The 13,981-nt window shown below is 61.3% G+C and carries 14 protein-coding genes and 1 pseudogene; 7 read left to right on the top strand and 8 right to left on the bottom strand.

Going from position 1 to position 13,981, the window contains the following annotated elements; genetic code table 11:
- Positions 1-21: 21 nt before the first annotated feature.
- Complete coding sequence (locus tag KKY_RS04480) at positions 22-1,182, bottom strand: carboxynorspermidine decarboxylase (protein WP_139304966.1); 1,161 nt, start codon at positions 1,180-1,182, stop codon at positions 22-24.
- Between the two features lie 190 nt (positions 1,183-1,372).
- On the opposite strand from KKY_RS04480, the gene cobF reads away from it, so the two are divergent.
- The 7 genes from cobF to cobM all read left to right on the top strand — a co-directional run bounded on the left by cobF (position 1,373) and on the right by cobM (position 7,651).
- A complete protein-coding gene (gene cobF / locus KKY_RS04475; RefSeq protein WP_014130116.1) occupies positions 1,373-2,122 on the top strand; it encodes a precorrin-6A synthase (deacetylating) in 750 nt (249 codons plus the stop codon).
- Between the two features lie 189 nt (positions 2,123-2,311).
- On the top strand, positions 2,312-3,574 hold the full coding sequence (locus KKY_RS04470; RefSeq protein ID WP_014130115.1) for a cobalamin biosynthesis protein CobG: 1,263 nt from the start codon (positions 2,312-2,314) through the stop codon (positions 3,572-3,574).
- Positions 3,571-4,203: a precorrin-8X methylmutase gene (locus KKY_RS04465; protein ID WP_014130114.1), complete on the top strand. Its 633-nt coding sequence runs from the start codon at positions 3,571-3,573 to the stop codon at positions 4,201-4,203. The genes KKY_RS04470 and KKY_RS04465 overlap by 4 nt, the downstream gene beginning before the upstream one ends.
- On the top strand, positions 4,200-4,934 hold the full coding sequence (locus tag KKY_RS04460) for a precorrin-2 C(20)-methyltransferase (protein ID WP_041528578.1): 735 nt from the start codon (positions 4,200-4,202) through the stop codon (positions 4,932-4,934). The genes KKY_RS04465 and KKY_RS04460 overlap by 4 nt, the downstream gene beginning before the upstream one ends.
- Positions 4,931-5,692 (top strand): precorrin-3B C(17)-methyltransferase, encoded by a 762-nt coding sequence (gene cobJ, locus KKY_RS04455; protein WP_014130112.1) that lies wholly within the window; start codon positions 4,931-4,933, stop codon positions 5,690-5,692. Before KKY_RS04460 ends, cobJ begins: the two co-directional genes overlap by 4 nt.
- The gene (locus KKY_RS04450) at positions 5,685-6,896 is read left to right on the top strand and encodes a bifunctional cobalt-precorrin-7 (C(5))-methyltransferase/cobalt-precorrin-6B (C(15))-methyltransferase (protein WP_014130111.1); all 1,212 of its coding nucleotides are present in this window, start codon (positions 5,685-5,687) and stop codon (positions 6,894-6,896) included. Before cobJ ends, KKY_RS04450 begins: the two co-directional genes overlap by 8 nt.
- Positions 6,893-7,651 carry a precorrin-4 C(11)-methyltransferase gene (gene cobM, locus KKY_RS04445; protein ID WP_014130110.1) on the top strand — a complete coding sequence of 253 codons (759 nt, stop codon included), beginning with the start codon at positions 6,893-6,895 and terminating at the stop codon, positions 7,649-7,651. Before KKY_RS04450 ends, cobM begins: the two co-directional genes overlap by 4 nt.
- On the opposite strand, the gene KKY_RS04440 is transcribed toward cobM, so the two are convergent.
- The 7 genes and pseudogenes from KKY_RS04440 to KKY_RS04410 form a co-directional block, all read right to left on the bottom strand.
- On the bottom strand, positions 7,635-9,350 hold the full coding sequence (locus KKY_RS04440) for a SulP family inorganic anion transporter (protein ID WP_014130109.1): 1,716 nt from the start codon (positions 9,348-9,350) through the stop codon (positions 7,635-7,637). The two genes, cobM and KKY_RS04440, sit on opposite strands and share 17 nt — an antisense overlap.
- An 11-nt stretch (positions 9,351-9,361) precedes the next feature.
- Positions 9,362-9,688, bottom strand: coding sequence for a protein tyrosine phosphatase family protein (locus tag KKY_RS04435; protein ID WP_014130108.1), 327 nt, complete (start codon positions 9,686-9,688; stop codon positions 9,362-9,364).
- Positions 9,689-9,693: 5 nt separating this feature from the next.
- Positions 9,694-10,137, bottom strand: a pseudogene (locus tag KKY_RS04430) (DUF6691 family protein).
- Positions 10,137-10,565, bottom strand: coding sequence for a YeeE/YedE family protein (locus KKY_RS04425; RefSeq protein WP_014130107.1), 429 nt, complete (start codon positions 10,563-10,565; stop codon positions 10,137-10,139). Before KKY_RS04425 ends, KKY_RS04430 begins: the two are co-directional and overlap by 1 nt.
- A gap of 36 nt (positions 10,566-10,601) precedes the next feature.
- The gene (locus KKY_RS20255) at positions 10,602-10,940 is read right to left on the bottom strand and encodes an ArsR/SmtB family transcription factor (protein ID WP_014130106.1); all 339 of its coding nucleotides are present in this window, start codon (positions 10,938-10,940) and stop codon (positions 10,602-10,604) included.
- Positions 10,934-11,812 (bottom strand): MBL fold metallo-hydrolase, encoded by an 879-nt coding sequence (locus KKY_RS04415; RefSeq protein WP_014130105.1) that lies wholly within the window; start codon positions 11,810-11,812, stop codon positions 10,934-10,936. Before KKY_RS04415 ends, KKY_RS20255 begins: the two co-directional genes overlap by 7 nt.
- A 114-nt stretch (positions 11,813-11,926) precedes the next feature.
- Positions 11,927-13,792, bottom strand: coding sequence for a diguanylate cyclase (locus KKY_RS04410; RefSeq protein WP_014130104.1), 1,866 nt, complete (start codon positions 13,790-13,792; stop codon positions 11,927-11,929).
- Positions 13,793-13,981 lie beyond the last annotated feature (189 nt).

Here is a 13,981-nt window from a genome sequence, read left to right as displayed (position 1 = left end):
AAATCGGGATCTCACCCCAGGTTACGACAGGCTCTGCGCGTAGTCCTCAAACGTGAACTCTTTTACGAGCTCCACTTGCCCGTCCAGGTGACGTACCGCGATAGACGGCATCTGGACCCCGTTGAACCAGTTTTTCTTGACCATGGTGTAACCGCCGGCATCGAGAAACGAGATACGGTCCCCAGCCTTGAGTTCGGTCTCGAACTGGAACTCTCCAAAAATGTCTCCGGCAAGGCAAGTTTTGCCGCAGACAATATACGTGTAGGGCCCGCTGTTGGGCGCTACATTTGTGTATTCGCTATAGGTCAGCAGATCGAGCATATGCGCTTCAGTCGATGAGTCAACGATAGCGACGTGCTTGCCGTTATAGACGACGTCCAGTACCGACACTTCGAGCGTGGTCGATCCAGTAACCGAGGCCTCGCCCGGCTCGAGATAAAGCTGGATGCCATAGCGCTCGCTCATTGCCTTGAGCCGCGCGGCGAGCTTTTCGATTGGGTAATCTTCATTTGTGAAACGGATTCCGCCACCAAGGCTAACCCATTCCAATCCATGCAGAATTTCGCCGTAACGTTCCTCGATGGTCTTGAGCAGCATATCGAGGCTGTCGTACTCGTCGTTCTCGCAGTTGAAGTGGAACATCACGCCTGAGATACGATCCAGAACGGGTTTGACCCGCTCCATGTCCCACTCGCCCAGCCGCGAAAAGGGCCGCGCCGGGTCGGCGAGGATGAAGTGGGAATGGGACACGCCCGGATTGAGCCGCAGCCCGATCGCCTTGCCCTGCGCCTTTGCCTTGCCGGCATAGCGCTCGAGCTGGTTGACCGAGTTGAAGATGATCTTGTCGCAGTTTGCGATGGCTTCATCGATCTCATGATCGGCCCAGGCCACCGAATAGGCATGGGTCTCGCCGCCGAATTTTTCGGCCCCGAGCTTGACTTCATTGAGCGATGAGGAGGTCGTGCCGTCCATGTGTTCGGCCATGATGTCGAACACCGACCATGTCGCGAAAGCCTTGAGCGCAAGCACGCATTTGACGCCGGAAGCCTGACGCAAATACGATATTTTTTCCAGATTTCGGAGAAGTACCGATTTGTCGAGCAGATAATAAGGTGTCTGTAGCGTCAATTCTTGCGTTCGAACCTCCTTGGTCCCCAAATGCGGGGATGGGCGACGGGCCATTTTCTGTTTGTCGCGCTCCCGAACCGAAAAAGTGGAACCACTTTTTCTGGGAACGCTCCATAAAAAAATCCGCGCCGGATAAAACGCGGAAGATGCCCCCATCTAACGACTGGTGGTCCGGGACACAAGACCCAGCCTGGAAAATTTTCGGCATCTTTGCGGCGGCGCAATCCCATGCTCTAAAGCAGCCATGAAAAAACTTTTCGTCGTCGGCATTGGCACGGGCAATCCCGAGCATCTGAGCATGCAGGCCATCGCAGCGCTCAACCGGACCGATGTGATCTTCATTCCCACCAAGGGCGAGGAAAAATCGGCGCTGGCCGCCATCCGCACGACGATCTGCGAACGCTACATCTCGCGGGCCTACGCGCTTGTCGAATACCCCATTTCGGCCCGCAACGAGGCCATCGGCGATTATACCCAGCGCGTCCTCGACTGGCACGATCTGATTGCGCAAAGCTATGTCGAGATGTTCGCCAAAGCCCCCGAAGACGCCACTGGCGCCCTCCTGGTCTGGGGCGATCCCGGCCTTTACGACAGCACGCTGCGCATCCTTGCATCGGTCAAGGCGAAAACCGATCTCGCCTTCACCGTCGAAGTCATCCCCGGCATCACCGCGATTGCCGCGCTGACCGCCGCTTTCGCCATCCCGCTCAACACCATCGGCAACCCGGTGACCATCACGACGGGCCGCAAGCTCGCGGCAGGCTGGCCCGAGGGCGCCGATACGGTCGTTGTCATGCTCGACGGCAAGAAAACTTATGCCAGCATCGACCCCACCGGCCTTCATATCTATTGGGCGGCCTATGCCGGGATGGATAACCAGATCCTCGTAGAAGGCCCCCTCGCCGACGTACGCGACCAGATTTCCAGCACCCGCGACGCCGCCCGCGCCCGGCATGGCTGGATCATGGACATCTACCTGTTGCGACGGACGTAAAGCCGTCATGATGGACCCCGGGAATAAATCCCGGGGTGACACCGAGTTGGCGGCGGCAATAGCGCCATCCCCCCTCTGTCATTCCGGCATTCATTGCCGGAATCCATCTCAACCACGCCCCCACGATGCCAGCCGTAAAGTCAGCACTCTCCCCTATCTCGCCTCGCTTCCGCTTGCTAAGAGACGCACATGACAGCATCTCCAACCTCACGCGGCGCCTGCCCGACCCTCGAAAACCCCATGGCCGTCGCCGATGGCCTGCTCGCCCGCTTTCGCCCTGAAACGGGGCTTTCACCCGACCAGCTCGCGGCGCTGGCCGACGCCGCGGACGTCCATGGCAACGGGCTGATCGAGGTCACGGCGCGGGGCAATCTGCAGGTGCGTGGGCTTTCCGAATCTTCAGCCGCCCCCTTTCGCGACGCGCTTGCCACTGCCGGTATCGCCGCCCAGCCCGCGCCTGCCATCGAAATCTCCCCGCTGGCCGGCGACGATCCCAAGGCCATGGCCGACCCACGCCCGCTGGCCCGCGCCCTGCGCGCCGTCTGCAACGATGCGCTCGCCCACGGCCCGCTTTCGCCAAAGCTTTCCATCGTGCTCGTCACGGGTGGACAGGTCCTGCTCGACGGCCTCAAGGCCGATATCCGGCTGATCGCCCGGCCCGATGGCTGGGCGATCGAACTGGGCAGCGATACGCTTGGCGAACTCGACGAGGGCGAAATCCCCGCCGCCGTGGCAATCATCCTTGAGGCGCTTCAGGCCGAAGGCCCGCGTGCGCGCGCCGGCGACATTGCCGCTCCGCGCATCGCCGCGAAAATCGAAAACCTCCGCCCGCTTGCCCATTCGAGCGTCCGTCCATCGAGCTACATGGTCGGCCCCCTGAGCCTTTCGGACCATGCGCCCGCCCTGCGCGTCGGCCTGCCCTTCGGCCAGGTGCGCGCGCGCCAGGTTCGCGATCTGGCCCAGATCATGGCCGAACAGGGCGTGGCGGAAGCGCGCACGGCGCCGGACCGCTCAATCGTTCTTGTCGGGTTCGACACCTCGACCCTTCGCGATCTTGCCCCGGCCCTTGCGCGGGTCGGCTACTGGACCCGCCCCGACGCCACCGGGGTGAAACTCTCGATCTGCTCGGGCGCCGAAGACACCGACGCAGGGGTCATCCAGGCTGCCGAACTGGCGCAGGGGTTTTATTCGGCCGCCCCTGAACTGGTCGACGGATCGTTCCACATCCACGTTTCCACCTGTGCCAAGGGCTGTCCCCATGCGGGCCGTCCAGGCATTGTGCTCGATGGCAGCCAATTGACGCTTTACCGCGCACCCGATGCCAAACCGCTTGCAACGCTCGATCCTGCCGCTATTGAAACCGGCATCGTTTCTTTGGCCAATCGAATCCGCGATACTCGCCAGCCCGGCGAGACGACGCTTTCGGTTCTTGGCCGGCTGGGGCAGCAATGACGCACTATGACTATATCCGCGACGGACAGGAGATTTACCGCCAGTCCTTCGCCACCATCCGCGCCGAAGCCGACCTTTCGCGCTTCTCGCCCGCCGAGGCCGAACTCGCCGTTCGCATGATTCACGCCTGCGGCATGGTTGAGGCCGCCAACCATTTCCATTTCGCCCCTGGCTTTGTCGAAGCGGCGCGCGGAGCACTCGAACGCGGCAAGCCCATATTCACCGATGCCGAAATGGTGGCGCGCGGCGTCACCCGCTCGCGCCTGCCGGCGAACAATGAAGTGATCTGCGAGATCAACAATATCGAGACCCCCTATCTGGCGCAGGACCACGGCAATACCCGCTCTGCCGCCGCCATCCATATCTGGCTGCCGCGTCTCGAAGGCGCCGTGGTCGCCATCGGCAATGCACCAACGGCGCTGTTCCACCTTCTCGAACTGCTCCGCGACGGTGCGCCCAAACCTGCTGCCATCATCGGTATGCCGGTCGGGTTCGTGGGCGCAGCAGAGTCGAAACAGGCACTTAAGGACAATTCCTACAGCGTTCCTTTCGCCATCGTGGAGGGCCGCCTTGGTGGCAGCGCCATGACCGCCGCCGCGCTCAACGCGCTTGCGAGGCCCGGCATATGAGTCAGACACAAGGCAGACTGATCGGAGTGGGCACCGGGCCGGGCGATCCCGAGCTTTTGACGCTCAAGGCCGTGCGCGCCATTCTCGATGCGGATGTCGTGGCCCATTTCCTCAAGCGCGGCCGCCCCGGCAATGCCCGCGCCATCGTCGCGCCCCACTGGCCGGAAAACGCCATCGAATTGCCGCTGGAATACCCGGTCACCACCGAAGTCCATCGGCACGAGCAAAGCTACAAGAGCCAGATCGCTGCGTTCTTTGACGATGCGGCGCTGCACATCGCCCACCATCTCGATCAGGGCAAGACCGTCGCCGTGCTCTCGGAAGGCGATCCGTTCTTTTACGGCTCCTATATGCACGTCCATGTGCGCCTGGCCCCCGCCTATCCCACCGAGGTGATCGCGGGCGTCACCTCGCTTTCGGGTTGCTGGTCGCAGGCTGGCGTGCCGCTCATGCAGGGCGATGACATCTTCACCGTCCTGCCCGGAACGCTCGATCTAAAAGACCTTCAAGCCCGTCTCGGCTCGACCGACAGCGCCGTCATCATGAAGGTCGGCCGCAATCTGCCCAAAATCCGCGAGGCACTCAAAGCCGCCGGCAAATTCGACAGCGCCATCTATGTCGAACGCGGCACCATGGACAACGCAGTCGTCATGCCGCTTAAGGACCGCGACGACAGCCCCGCCCCCTATTTCAGCCAGATCCTGGTTCCCGGCTGGAAGGCACGCCCATGAGCGGCACGCTGTACGTCATCGGCACGGGTCCGGGCAGCCCCGAGCAGATCACGCTCGAGGCGCAGGCAGCCATTGCCGCATCGAGCCATTTCTTCGGCTACAAGCCCTATATCGAGCGGCTGAACCTTTCCCCCGATCAGGTCGCCGTCCCCTCGGACAACCGCGAGGAACTCGACCGCGCCCGCGCAGCGCTGGAGCTGGCCGCAGAGGGCAATGCCGTCGCCATGGTTTCGGGCGGCGATCCGGGGGTCTTTGCCATGGCCGCGGCGGTCTGCGAAGCCATCGACACCGGCGAGCCGGACTGGCGTGGCATCGAACTTATCATCGTGCCCGGTGTCACCGCTATGCTGGCAACAGCGGCCCGGATCGGCGCCCCGTTGGGCAATGATTTTTGCGCCATTTCGCTTTCGGACAACCTCAAGCCGTGGGCGATCATCGACAAGCGCATCCGCGCCGCCGCCGGCGCCGGTTTTGCCATCGCATTTTACAACCCGATCTCGAAATCGCGGCCCTGGCAACTGGGCAAGGCGCTTGAAATCCTGCGCGAAATTCTGCCCCCCGAAACCGTCGTGTCCATTGGGCGTGGCGTGGGAGTACACCGAGGGTCCATTGGGCGTCTGGCGCTCTCCGAAGTGAAGCCCGAGACCATCGACATGTCCACCTGCCTCATCATCGGCAATGCCCTCACACGGGTGATCGAACGCCCCGAAAAGCCCGATCTCGTTTACACACCGCGCTGGGTGCCCGAACATGGCTGATCGCTGGCTCACAATCGTCGGCATCGGAGAAGATGGACTGGATGGTCTCACCGATCTCACCAAGTCGTTGATTGCCAATGCGGAAGTGGTGTTCGGCGGTGAGCGCCATCTGCGCCTCGTGCGCGGCATGAACCTCGCCGAACAGCGCCGCTGGCAAAGCCCGATCGAAACTTCCATTGAAGAGGTCGCCCGGCTGCGCGGCCGCAAGCGTGTCTGTGTCCTCGCCAGTGGAGACCCCTTCCATTACGGCATCGGCGCCACCCTGGCCCGCCGCATTCCGGCGGTGGAAATGCTTGTGATTACAAGCCCTTCCTCGTTCTCCCTTGCGGCCGCCCGCATGGGCTGGCCGCTCCAGGACGTGACCACATTGTCGCTGCACGGTCGTCCTATCGAGCTGGTTCTGCCGCACCTCCATCCGGGCCGGAAAATCCTCGCCCTGACCTCCGATGAGACCGAACCGGCCCGGATTTCCGGGCTTTTGACCGAGGCGGGGTTTGGCCGCAGCGCGGTAACGGTTCTCGACGCCCTGGGCGGCCCGCACGAGAAGGTCCGCACCACGCTCGCGCAATCGTTCGATATCGAAAACATCAGTTCGCTCAATGTTCTGGCAATAGATATCCTCGCGGATGAAAATGCGCGTATCGTTCCTCTGACGCCCGGCCTGCCCGATGACTGGTTCAGCCATGACGGGCAGATCACCAAGCGCGAAATCCGCGCGCTGACCCTTTCCGCCCTTTCGCCCCGGCGCGGCGAACTGTTGTGGGATATCGGCGCAGGTTCGGGTTCTGTGGGCATCGAGTGGATGCTTTCGGACCCTTCGCTGTCGGCCATCGCTATCGAGGCCGATCCCATACGCAGTGCCCGCATTGCGGACAATGCGGCTCTGATGGGCGTTCCGGGGCTGACAATCAGAGTCGGGCGCGCGCCACAAGTCCTTGAAAAACTTGAACAACCTGACGCCATTTTTATCGGGGGCGGCGGCACCGAAGATGGCGTCATCGATGCCGCGATTGCCGTCCTCAAGCCCGGAGGCCGTCTGGTCGCCAACGCTGTAACCCTTGAAATGGAAGCGCTTTTGGCGTTGCTCCACCAGCAGATGGGCGGCAGTCTCACCCGCGTCCAGATCGCCCGCGCCGAGCCGCTGGGCACCATGAGCGGCTGGCGCCCCGCCATGCCGGTGACCCAATGGGTGTGGGTCAAATGAGCGTCCATTTCATTGGCGCAGGACCCGGCGCGGCGGACCTCATAACCGTGCGCGGGCGCGACATCCTAAGCCGTTGTCCCGTCTGCCTTTATGCCGGATCGATCGTCCCGAAAGACCTTCTCGACTGGTGCCCGAAAGACGCCCGTCTCGTCGATACGGCACCGCTTTCGCTCGATGAGATCGAGGCCGAATATCTCGCCGCCCACGCCGCCGGTCTCGACGTCGCACGCCTCCATTCCGGCGATCTTTCCATGTGGAGCGCGGTCGCCGAACAAATCCGGCGGCTTGAGGTTCATTCCATCCCCTACACCCTCACGCCCGGCGTTCCGGCCTTTGCCGCCGCGGCGGCAGCCCTTGGACAGGAGCTGACCAAACCCGCTCTCGCGCAAAGCCTTGTTCTGACACGTATTTCCGGCCGCGCCTCCGCCATGCCGGAACGGGAAACGCTCGCCAATTTCGGCGCCAGCGGCGCCACCCTCGCCATTCATCTGGCGATCCATGCGCTCGACGAAATCGTCGCCGAACTTGCCCCGCTTTACGGCCCCGATTGCCCCGTCGCCATCGTCGCCTGGGCAAGCTGGGACAAGGAAAAGATCGTGCGCGGTACGCTCGGCGACATCGCCGGCAAAGTCGCCGCCGATCCCATCGAACGCACGGCCATCATCTTTGTGGGTCAAACCCTTGCGGCGGAAGGGTTTTCCGACAGCTCGCTATACGATGCCGCCTATCAGCGCCGGTTCAGGGGCCGCGATTAGCCGACAGCGCCGCCACGGCATCGTGATGGCTGAGGAACACCTTGCCGTTGAGATGATTTAAGAAATCGGTTCGCTTGAGCCGATCCATCACCGGGCCTTTGACTTCCGACAGGTTGAGGCCAATGCCTTGTTCGGTAAGGCGAATATTGATCGCTTCAAGGCTTTCGAGAGCCGACATGTCGATGGCGTTGATGGCCGGGCACATCAGAATGACCTCGGTTATTTCCGGCCTGGCAGAAATCTCGCCGGCAATCCGTTCCTCGAGATAACGCGCATTGGCAAAATAGAGGCTTTCATCGACCCGCAGCGCGAGAATATGAGGGTCGGTCCGAACATCGTGCCGGTCGATGTTGCGGAAGTGCTCGGTGCCCGGCACACGGCCGACGATTGCCATATGTGGCCGCGAACTGCGGTAGAAAAATACCACCAGCGATGCCACAACGCCAAGTGAGATGCCGGCTTCGACCCCGATGACCAGCGTTCCCGCAAGCGTTGTCGCCACTGCAAGAAAATCGGCTCTGGAATAGGCCCAGGCCCTTGCCAGGATCGAGAAATCGACAAGCGCCAGCACCGCCACGACAATCGTTGCGGCCAGCGTCGCCTTGGGCAGAAGCGCGAGGAACGGGGTTAACAAAAGCGTTGCAATGGCAATACCGACAGCAGTGAACATGCCCGCTGCAGGGGTCGCTGCCCCTGCGTCGTGATTGACCACCGAGCGCGCAAAACCCCCGGTCACCGGGAAACCCGAGCCGATCGCCGATGCGATATTGGCTGCACCGAGACCCAAAAGCTCCTGATCGGGATCGATGCGTTCGCGCTTTTTGGCGGCAAGGGTTTGCGCGACGGAAATCGATTCCACGAACCCGACGATCGAAATGATAAGAGCCGGAACGATCAGAGCGCCGATAACATCGAGTTCGAGAGTGGGCATTGAGAGCACGGGTATGCCTTGGGGCACATTCCCCACCAGCGCCACGCCTTTTGCGCCGAGATCGAAGACAGCCGAGGCAGCGATTGCCAGCAGCACCACGATAACGGGCGCAGAGCGAACTGCGAACGTAGCCGCGACCGGCGACAGCCCCAACGCAGCCAGAGCCCGCTTCATACCGAGCCGCACCCAGATGAGTGCCGCGAGCGAGGCTGCACCCACGACGAATGTGTAGGGATTGAATTGCCCCAGATTTTCGGTGAGCGAGCCGACCAGTTCGGGCATTGCATGGCCCGTGCTGGAGATGCCGAGCAGTCCCCCGACCTGGCTCGTCGCGATGATGAGGCCGGACGCCGTGATGAAGCCGGAGATTACCGGGTGAGAGAGAAAATTGGCGATAAAGCCCAGCCGGAACAGTCCCATAAGCGCGAGAATACCGCCCGAGAGCAGCGCCAGCACAATCGCCCCGCTGGCGTAATCCGCCGACCCCTCCTGCGCGATCCGCCCGATCGCGGCCGCGGTCATCAGCGAGACGACAGCGACGGGACCGACGGCCAGCGAGGTGGAAGACCCGAAGATTGCATAGGCTACCAGCGGCAGGATGGAAGCGTACAGTCCCACTTCCGGCGGAAGTCCGGCCAGCAGCGCATAGGCCAGCGATTGCGGGATCAGCATGATCGTAACGATCACCGCAGCGAGAAAATCCCGGCCGAACTTGTCGCGCGAATACCGCCTGCCCCAATTGAGGATGGGGACGTATTTTGCGAGCATGGCCAAGTGCCCTATCGATCGAGCGTGGCGTAAAGGCTGCCGGCACGGCCACCCGAGCGGCAATAGCCGAGCACGGGGCCTTCAAGCGATGCCATCGCTTCATGGAATCGGATGATCTGGTCCTCGGTCAGCGGGCCGGATACCGGCACATGGAAGGCAGAAAGCCCCGCGCTTCTGGCGGCGGATTCGATCTGTGCGAAGCTCGGCTGGCCCGGCTCTTCGTCATCGGGGCGGGCACAAACGATACCCACGAACCCCATATTCCTGAGCGCTTCGATATCGCCAGGATTGATCTGGCCGGTGGTTGAAAAACGATCGTCGATCTTCTTGATGTTCATGGAAATCACCTTGCGGTTTGAGGGGTTCGACTGTTCAGGAACTGGCGGGCGTTACGGGCCAGCATGATGCCGGCGATCATCGCGGCAACGAAGATGAAGGCATCGGGTTCACCCAGGCCGAGCGCCGGAATCGACCCACCTGGGCAAAATCCGGTAATGCCCCAGCCGATGCCGAAGATCGCCGAACCGGCCACCAGCGGCAGGTCGATCTCCCTGGAGGTCGGCAGATGGAACGCCTTGCCAAAGATCGGCGCGGGCCGCCTGAGCACGAAGAATTAGCCAATGGCGGTTACGGCAAGCGCGCTGCCCATGACAAGCGCCAGCGAGGGGTCCCATGTGCCGGCGAAATCAAAGAAATTGAGTACCTTGGCGGGATTGGCCATACCGGAAACCGCAATCCCGGCCCCAAAGATCAGCCCGATCAGGGCCGCAAAAATCACCTTCTGCATCACAGGCCTCCCAAAACGTGGCGGATGACAAAGACTGTCACGGCGGTTGAGGCCATGAACACGATTGTGGCGGCGATCGAACGCGGCGACAGCCGGGCGATACCGCACACCCCGTGGCCGGAGGTGCAGCCGGACCCGAAGTACACGCCGACGCCGACAACGAGCCCGCCGGCTACCAGCCAGGGCATTGGAACCGCGCTGTGAAAGCCGACGACATCGCCGAAAATGGCAACGATGAGGATCGGGGCAACGATGGCGCCGCTAAGAAACGCCGCCCGCCATGCCCAATCGCCATGAACAGGAGGAATGACAGCGGTAAGAATGCCGGTCATCCCCGCAATGCGGCCGTGAAGCGCCATGAGCAGGACGGATGCCAGCCCGATCAGTGCTCCGCCAGACAGCGAGAGCCAGGGAGTAAATTCAGTCATTGAATGTGCCTTGATGGACCAGGAGAGGATGGAAGATCACTGCGCGTCCGGACCGCAGAACAGATCGTACATGGTGGAAACGATGGCCTTCACCTTGGGGTCGGACAGGCGGTAAAACACCGCCTTGCCCTCCTTGCGGGCCTCGATCATGCCAGCGCTGCGCAGTTCGGCCAGTTGCTGGGACAGGCCGGGTTGGCGGATATCGAGCAGGTCTTCAAGCTCGCGCACACTGCGCTCACCCTCAACCAGCGCGCAGACGACGAGCAGGCGATCGCGGTTTGCCAACTTCTTGAGAAAGGCCGTCGCCTCATCGACCCTGCCTTTGATGACTCTGGTCGGAGCGGTCAGTTGATGGGTTCCGGTTTCACTCACCACGACGCCCCCTCCAGCGCATTGAGCGGTATCTTGAGATATCGCCTGCCGTTGGATTCGGGCTCGGGCAGCCGGCCGCCATTGGTATTGATCTGCAGGGCGTGCAGGATCAGTTTCGGCATGGGCAGCGTCTTGTCGCGCGCGTCCCGAACGGCCTTGAACGCATCCATTGTCTTGCATTTCGACATATGAATATTGGTGGCCTTCTGTTCGGCCACCGTCGATTCCCATCGCGGCTCGCGGCCGCCGGGCTGATAATCATGGCCCGTGAAAATGCGTGTTTCGTCGGGCAGTGCCAGAATGGCCTGGATCGAATTCCAGAGCGCTTGCGAACTTCCGCCGGGAAAATCGGCCCGGGCCGTGCCACTATCGGGCATGAACAGCGTATCGTGAACGAAAGCGGCGTCACCGATGACATAGGTGATGGAGGACAATGTGTGTCCCGGAGAGAACATCACCCGGGCCGGTATGTTGCCGATCCTGAATTCCTCGCCCTCTGCAAACAGTTTATCCCACTGACTGCCATCGGCCCTGAAGTCGGTCCAGTTGTAGATATCCTTCCAGAGCTTTTGAACATCGACAACCTTCTCGCCGATTGCTGTTCGCGCGCCGGTCTTTTCCTTTAAGTACTGGGCCGCAGAGAAATGATCTGCATGGGGATGGGTGTCCAGTATCCACTCGAGCTCGTATCCCCGGGACTTGATGAAGGCGAGGAGTTTGTCAGCCTGAACGGTGCCCGTGCGACCGGACTTTTCCTCGTAGTCCAGAACCGGGTCTATAATGGCGCATTTCCCGGTTCGAGGGTCGGCTGCTACATATTGGATGGAAAACGTACGCGGTTCGAAAAATCCGGTAACTTCGGGTCTTGCAGACATAAGGGCTATCTCTGGACGTTGGATATCGATCTTTCGCCTAGATAATAATGATTGCATTTTTTTGCAAGCAAAAATTTGAAATTTTTTCTGGAACGCCGCTTTCAGTTCCGAGACCTATTCACCTGCGGCAGCCATCACCCTGTTGCGACCCCCGGCCTTGGCCGAATAGAGGGCCCCGTCGGCCCGGCGAACGAGACTTTCAGGTGTGGTGGGGGCTCTGGACAGATCATATTCCGCCACACCCAGGCTGGCGGTGACCTCGCTGCCAAGTTCACAAGTACTCGCTTCGGCGATCGCATTGCGAATTCGCTCGGCCACAGCCTCCGCGCCAGCCCGATTGGTGTCGGGCAGGATGATTGCAAACTCCTCTCCACCGTAGCGGGCCGCAAGGTCGGACGGCCGCAGCAGGCTGGACTTTATAGCGTTCGCCACCATAATCAGGCAGCGATCGCCGGCCTGGTGGCCGTGAACGTCGTTGTAGTGTTTGAAGCGGTCCACATCGAGCAGTACGAGGCTCAAGGGCGTTCCGGCGCGCCCGCATCGCGCCATGTCGCGCTCCAGAACCTCATCGAACACTCGCCTGTTGGCAAGCCCGGTCAGTGCATCGGTCGATGCCTGCCGGGACAGGTCGGCATTGGCTTCAATCAGGGCACGCTCGGCCAGCTTGAGATCGGTGACATCGGTGACGATGACCACGGCGGAATCGTTGCTTGCCGGCTGGTTGCGGAGTTGAAGGTAGCTGCCATTGAAAAGTTCCACAGTGACGACATTGGGTACCCGCAGCAGACTGCCGACCCGCTCGGCCCAGCCCTCGATGTCGTTTTCCGGAATGCCGAGTTGTTCGCCGGCCCGTGCGCATTCAAGCAGGATTTCTCTGATGTGTTTCCCCGGCACGCGCACATGCGCCGACCGTGGAAATGCATCGCGATACTGGTCGTTGCAGAAAACCAGATACCCCTCACGGTCAAACAGCGCGAGACCATCGCTCATTTCAGACATGGCCAGCGAGAGACGGTCGCGACTTTCGGTGAGCTCGCGTTCGAGGTTCTTGACCGCCGTGGTGTCGACGGTCATTCCCGCCAGCCCGACAATCCGGCCATCCTTGCCCGACAGGGGAACCTTCGATGTTTTATACCAACGCTTCTGGCCGGATTTATCGATCACCTCTTCCTCAAAATCTAGCAGCGGCGTCCGGCTCTCCATGATGGCCCGCTCCTGTTCATGAAGGTCCTGGGCACGGGTGTGCCCGGTGATATCGAAATCTGTCTTGCCCATCATTTCCACCGGCTCGGCATATCCATGATGATGGGCCACCGCCTCATTGACCGTGAGAAACCGACCGTCGGTATCCTTGACGTAGAGAAATTCCGGGGCCTGGGCGAGCGCCGCCCTCAGGATTGATCGATCGTATCCGGCGCGGCGCGTGGCAAGAATGGTGAACCCCATCATGAGCGTGGCCAACAGAGTGAGGACGGTACCGGGCACGATAAGTTCCCTTGCCTCCTCCATGCTGACAAAGCGCGTGAGGATAAACACCATAAACAACAACAGCAGGGCCATGGCCGCAGCCAAAAAAACGATCCAGAAGGGATTGGGCAAGGGAGAGCGGCCTGCGGCCCGGACGCCAAGCCCGACAAGTGCGGCCATGACCAGATGGAAAAAACCAAGCCCCACCCCTGCCCCGCCCTCCAGCAGGCGAAACGCACCGGCCATGACAATGGCAATGATGGCCACCACCGGCCCGCTGAAGAACGCACCTACGGCGACAACGCAGGTGCGCAGATCATAGACCACGCCCGGCACGATCTCGACGGTCAGGAGCATTGTCGAAACGGCCGCACTACCGACCAGCAGGCCGATGCAAAGCTTGCGAATGATCCAACGCTGCCTGTCCAGCCAATCGGACGCCAGAGACCAAATGGAGGAAAACAGGGCCACAACGGCCAGGTTGGCAATGAGGGGTTGCCAGATTTCGGACACGCTACGCAAAAACCTCTTCGGTCGTTGTCTGAGCCCCCGCGATGATTATGCCCTACCTCGCCCGTCGTGCAACCTGCGTTATGCAATTGGGTAAAATGCCGATTTTTGCTGGGCCTAACGGCTCAAATTCGATACCCCTGTCGCTCGTGCGGCCTGTTCGCAAAGCCAGTTGAACTGCCCCTGGGGACC

The sequence above is a fragment of the Pelagibacterium halotolerans B2 genome (assembly GCF_000230555.1).
GTDB classification, from domain to species: domain Bacteria; phylum Pseudomonadota; class Alphaproteobacteria; order Rhizobiales; family Devosiaceae; genus Pelagibacterium; species Pelagibacterium halotolerans.
This window is presented reverse-complemented; position numbering and strand designations above follow the sequence as displayed.

Bases quoted from the DNA above. Each gene is read 5' to 3' on its own strand.
- KKY_RS04480 (WP_139304966.1), bottom strand. From the start codon at position 1,182: ATGGCCCGTCGCCCATCCCCGCATTTGGGGACCAAGGAGGTTCGAACG.
- cobF (WP_014130116.1), top strand. From the start codon at position 1,373: ATGAAAAAACTTTTCGTCGTCGGCATTGGCACGGGCAATCCCGAGCAT.
- KKY_RS04470 (WP_014130115.1), top strand. From the start codon at position 2,312: ATGACAGCATCTCCAACCTCACGCGGCGCCTGCCCGACCCTCGAAAAC.
- KKY_RS04465 (WP_014130114.1), top strand. From the start codon at position 3,571: ATGACGCACTATGACTATATCCGCGACGGACAGGAGATTTACCGCCAG.
- KKY_RS04460 (WP_041528578.1), top strand. From the start codon at position 4,200: ATGAGTCAGACACAAGGCAGACTGATCGGAGTGGGCACCGGGCCGGGC.
- cobJ (WP_014130112.1), top strand. From the start codon at position 4,931: ATGAGCGGCACGCTGTACGTCATCGGCACGGGTCCGGGCAGCCCCGAG.
- KKY_RS04450 (WP_014130111.1), top strand. From the start codon at position 5,685: ATGGCTGATCGCTGGCTCACAATCGTCGGCATCGGAGAAGATGGACTG.
- cobM (WP_014130110.1), top strand. From the start codon at position 6,893: ATGAGCGTCCATTTCATTGGCGCAGGACCCGGCGCGGCGGACCTCATA.
- KKY_RS04440 (WP_014130109.1), bottom strand. From the start codon at position 9,350: ATGCTCGCAAAATACGTCCCCATCCTCAATTGGGGCAGGCGGTATTCG.
- KKY_RS04435 (WP_014130108.1), bottom strand. From the start codon at position 9,688: ATGAACATCAAGAAGATCGACGATCGTTTTTCAACCACCGGCCAGATC.
- KKY_RS04425 (WP_014130107.1), bottom strand. From the start codon at position 10,565: ATGACTGAATTTACTCCCTGGCTCTCGCTGTCTGGCGGAGCACTGATC.
- KKY_RS04415 (WP_014130105.1), bottom strand. From the start codon at position 11,812: ATGTCTGCAAGACCCGAAGTTACCGGATTTTTCGAACCGCGTACGTTT.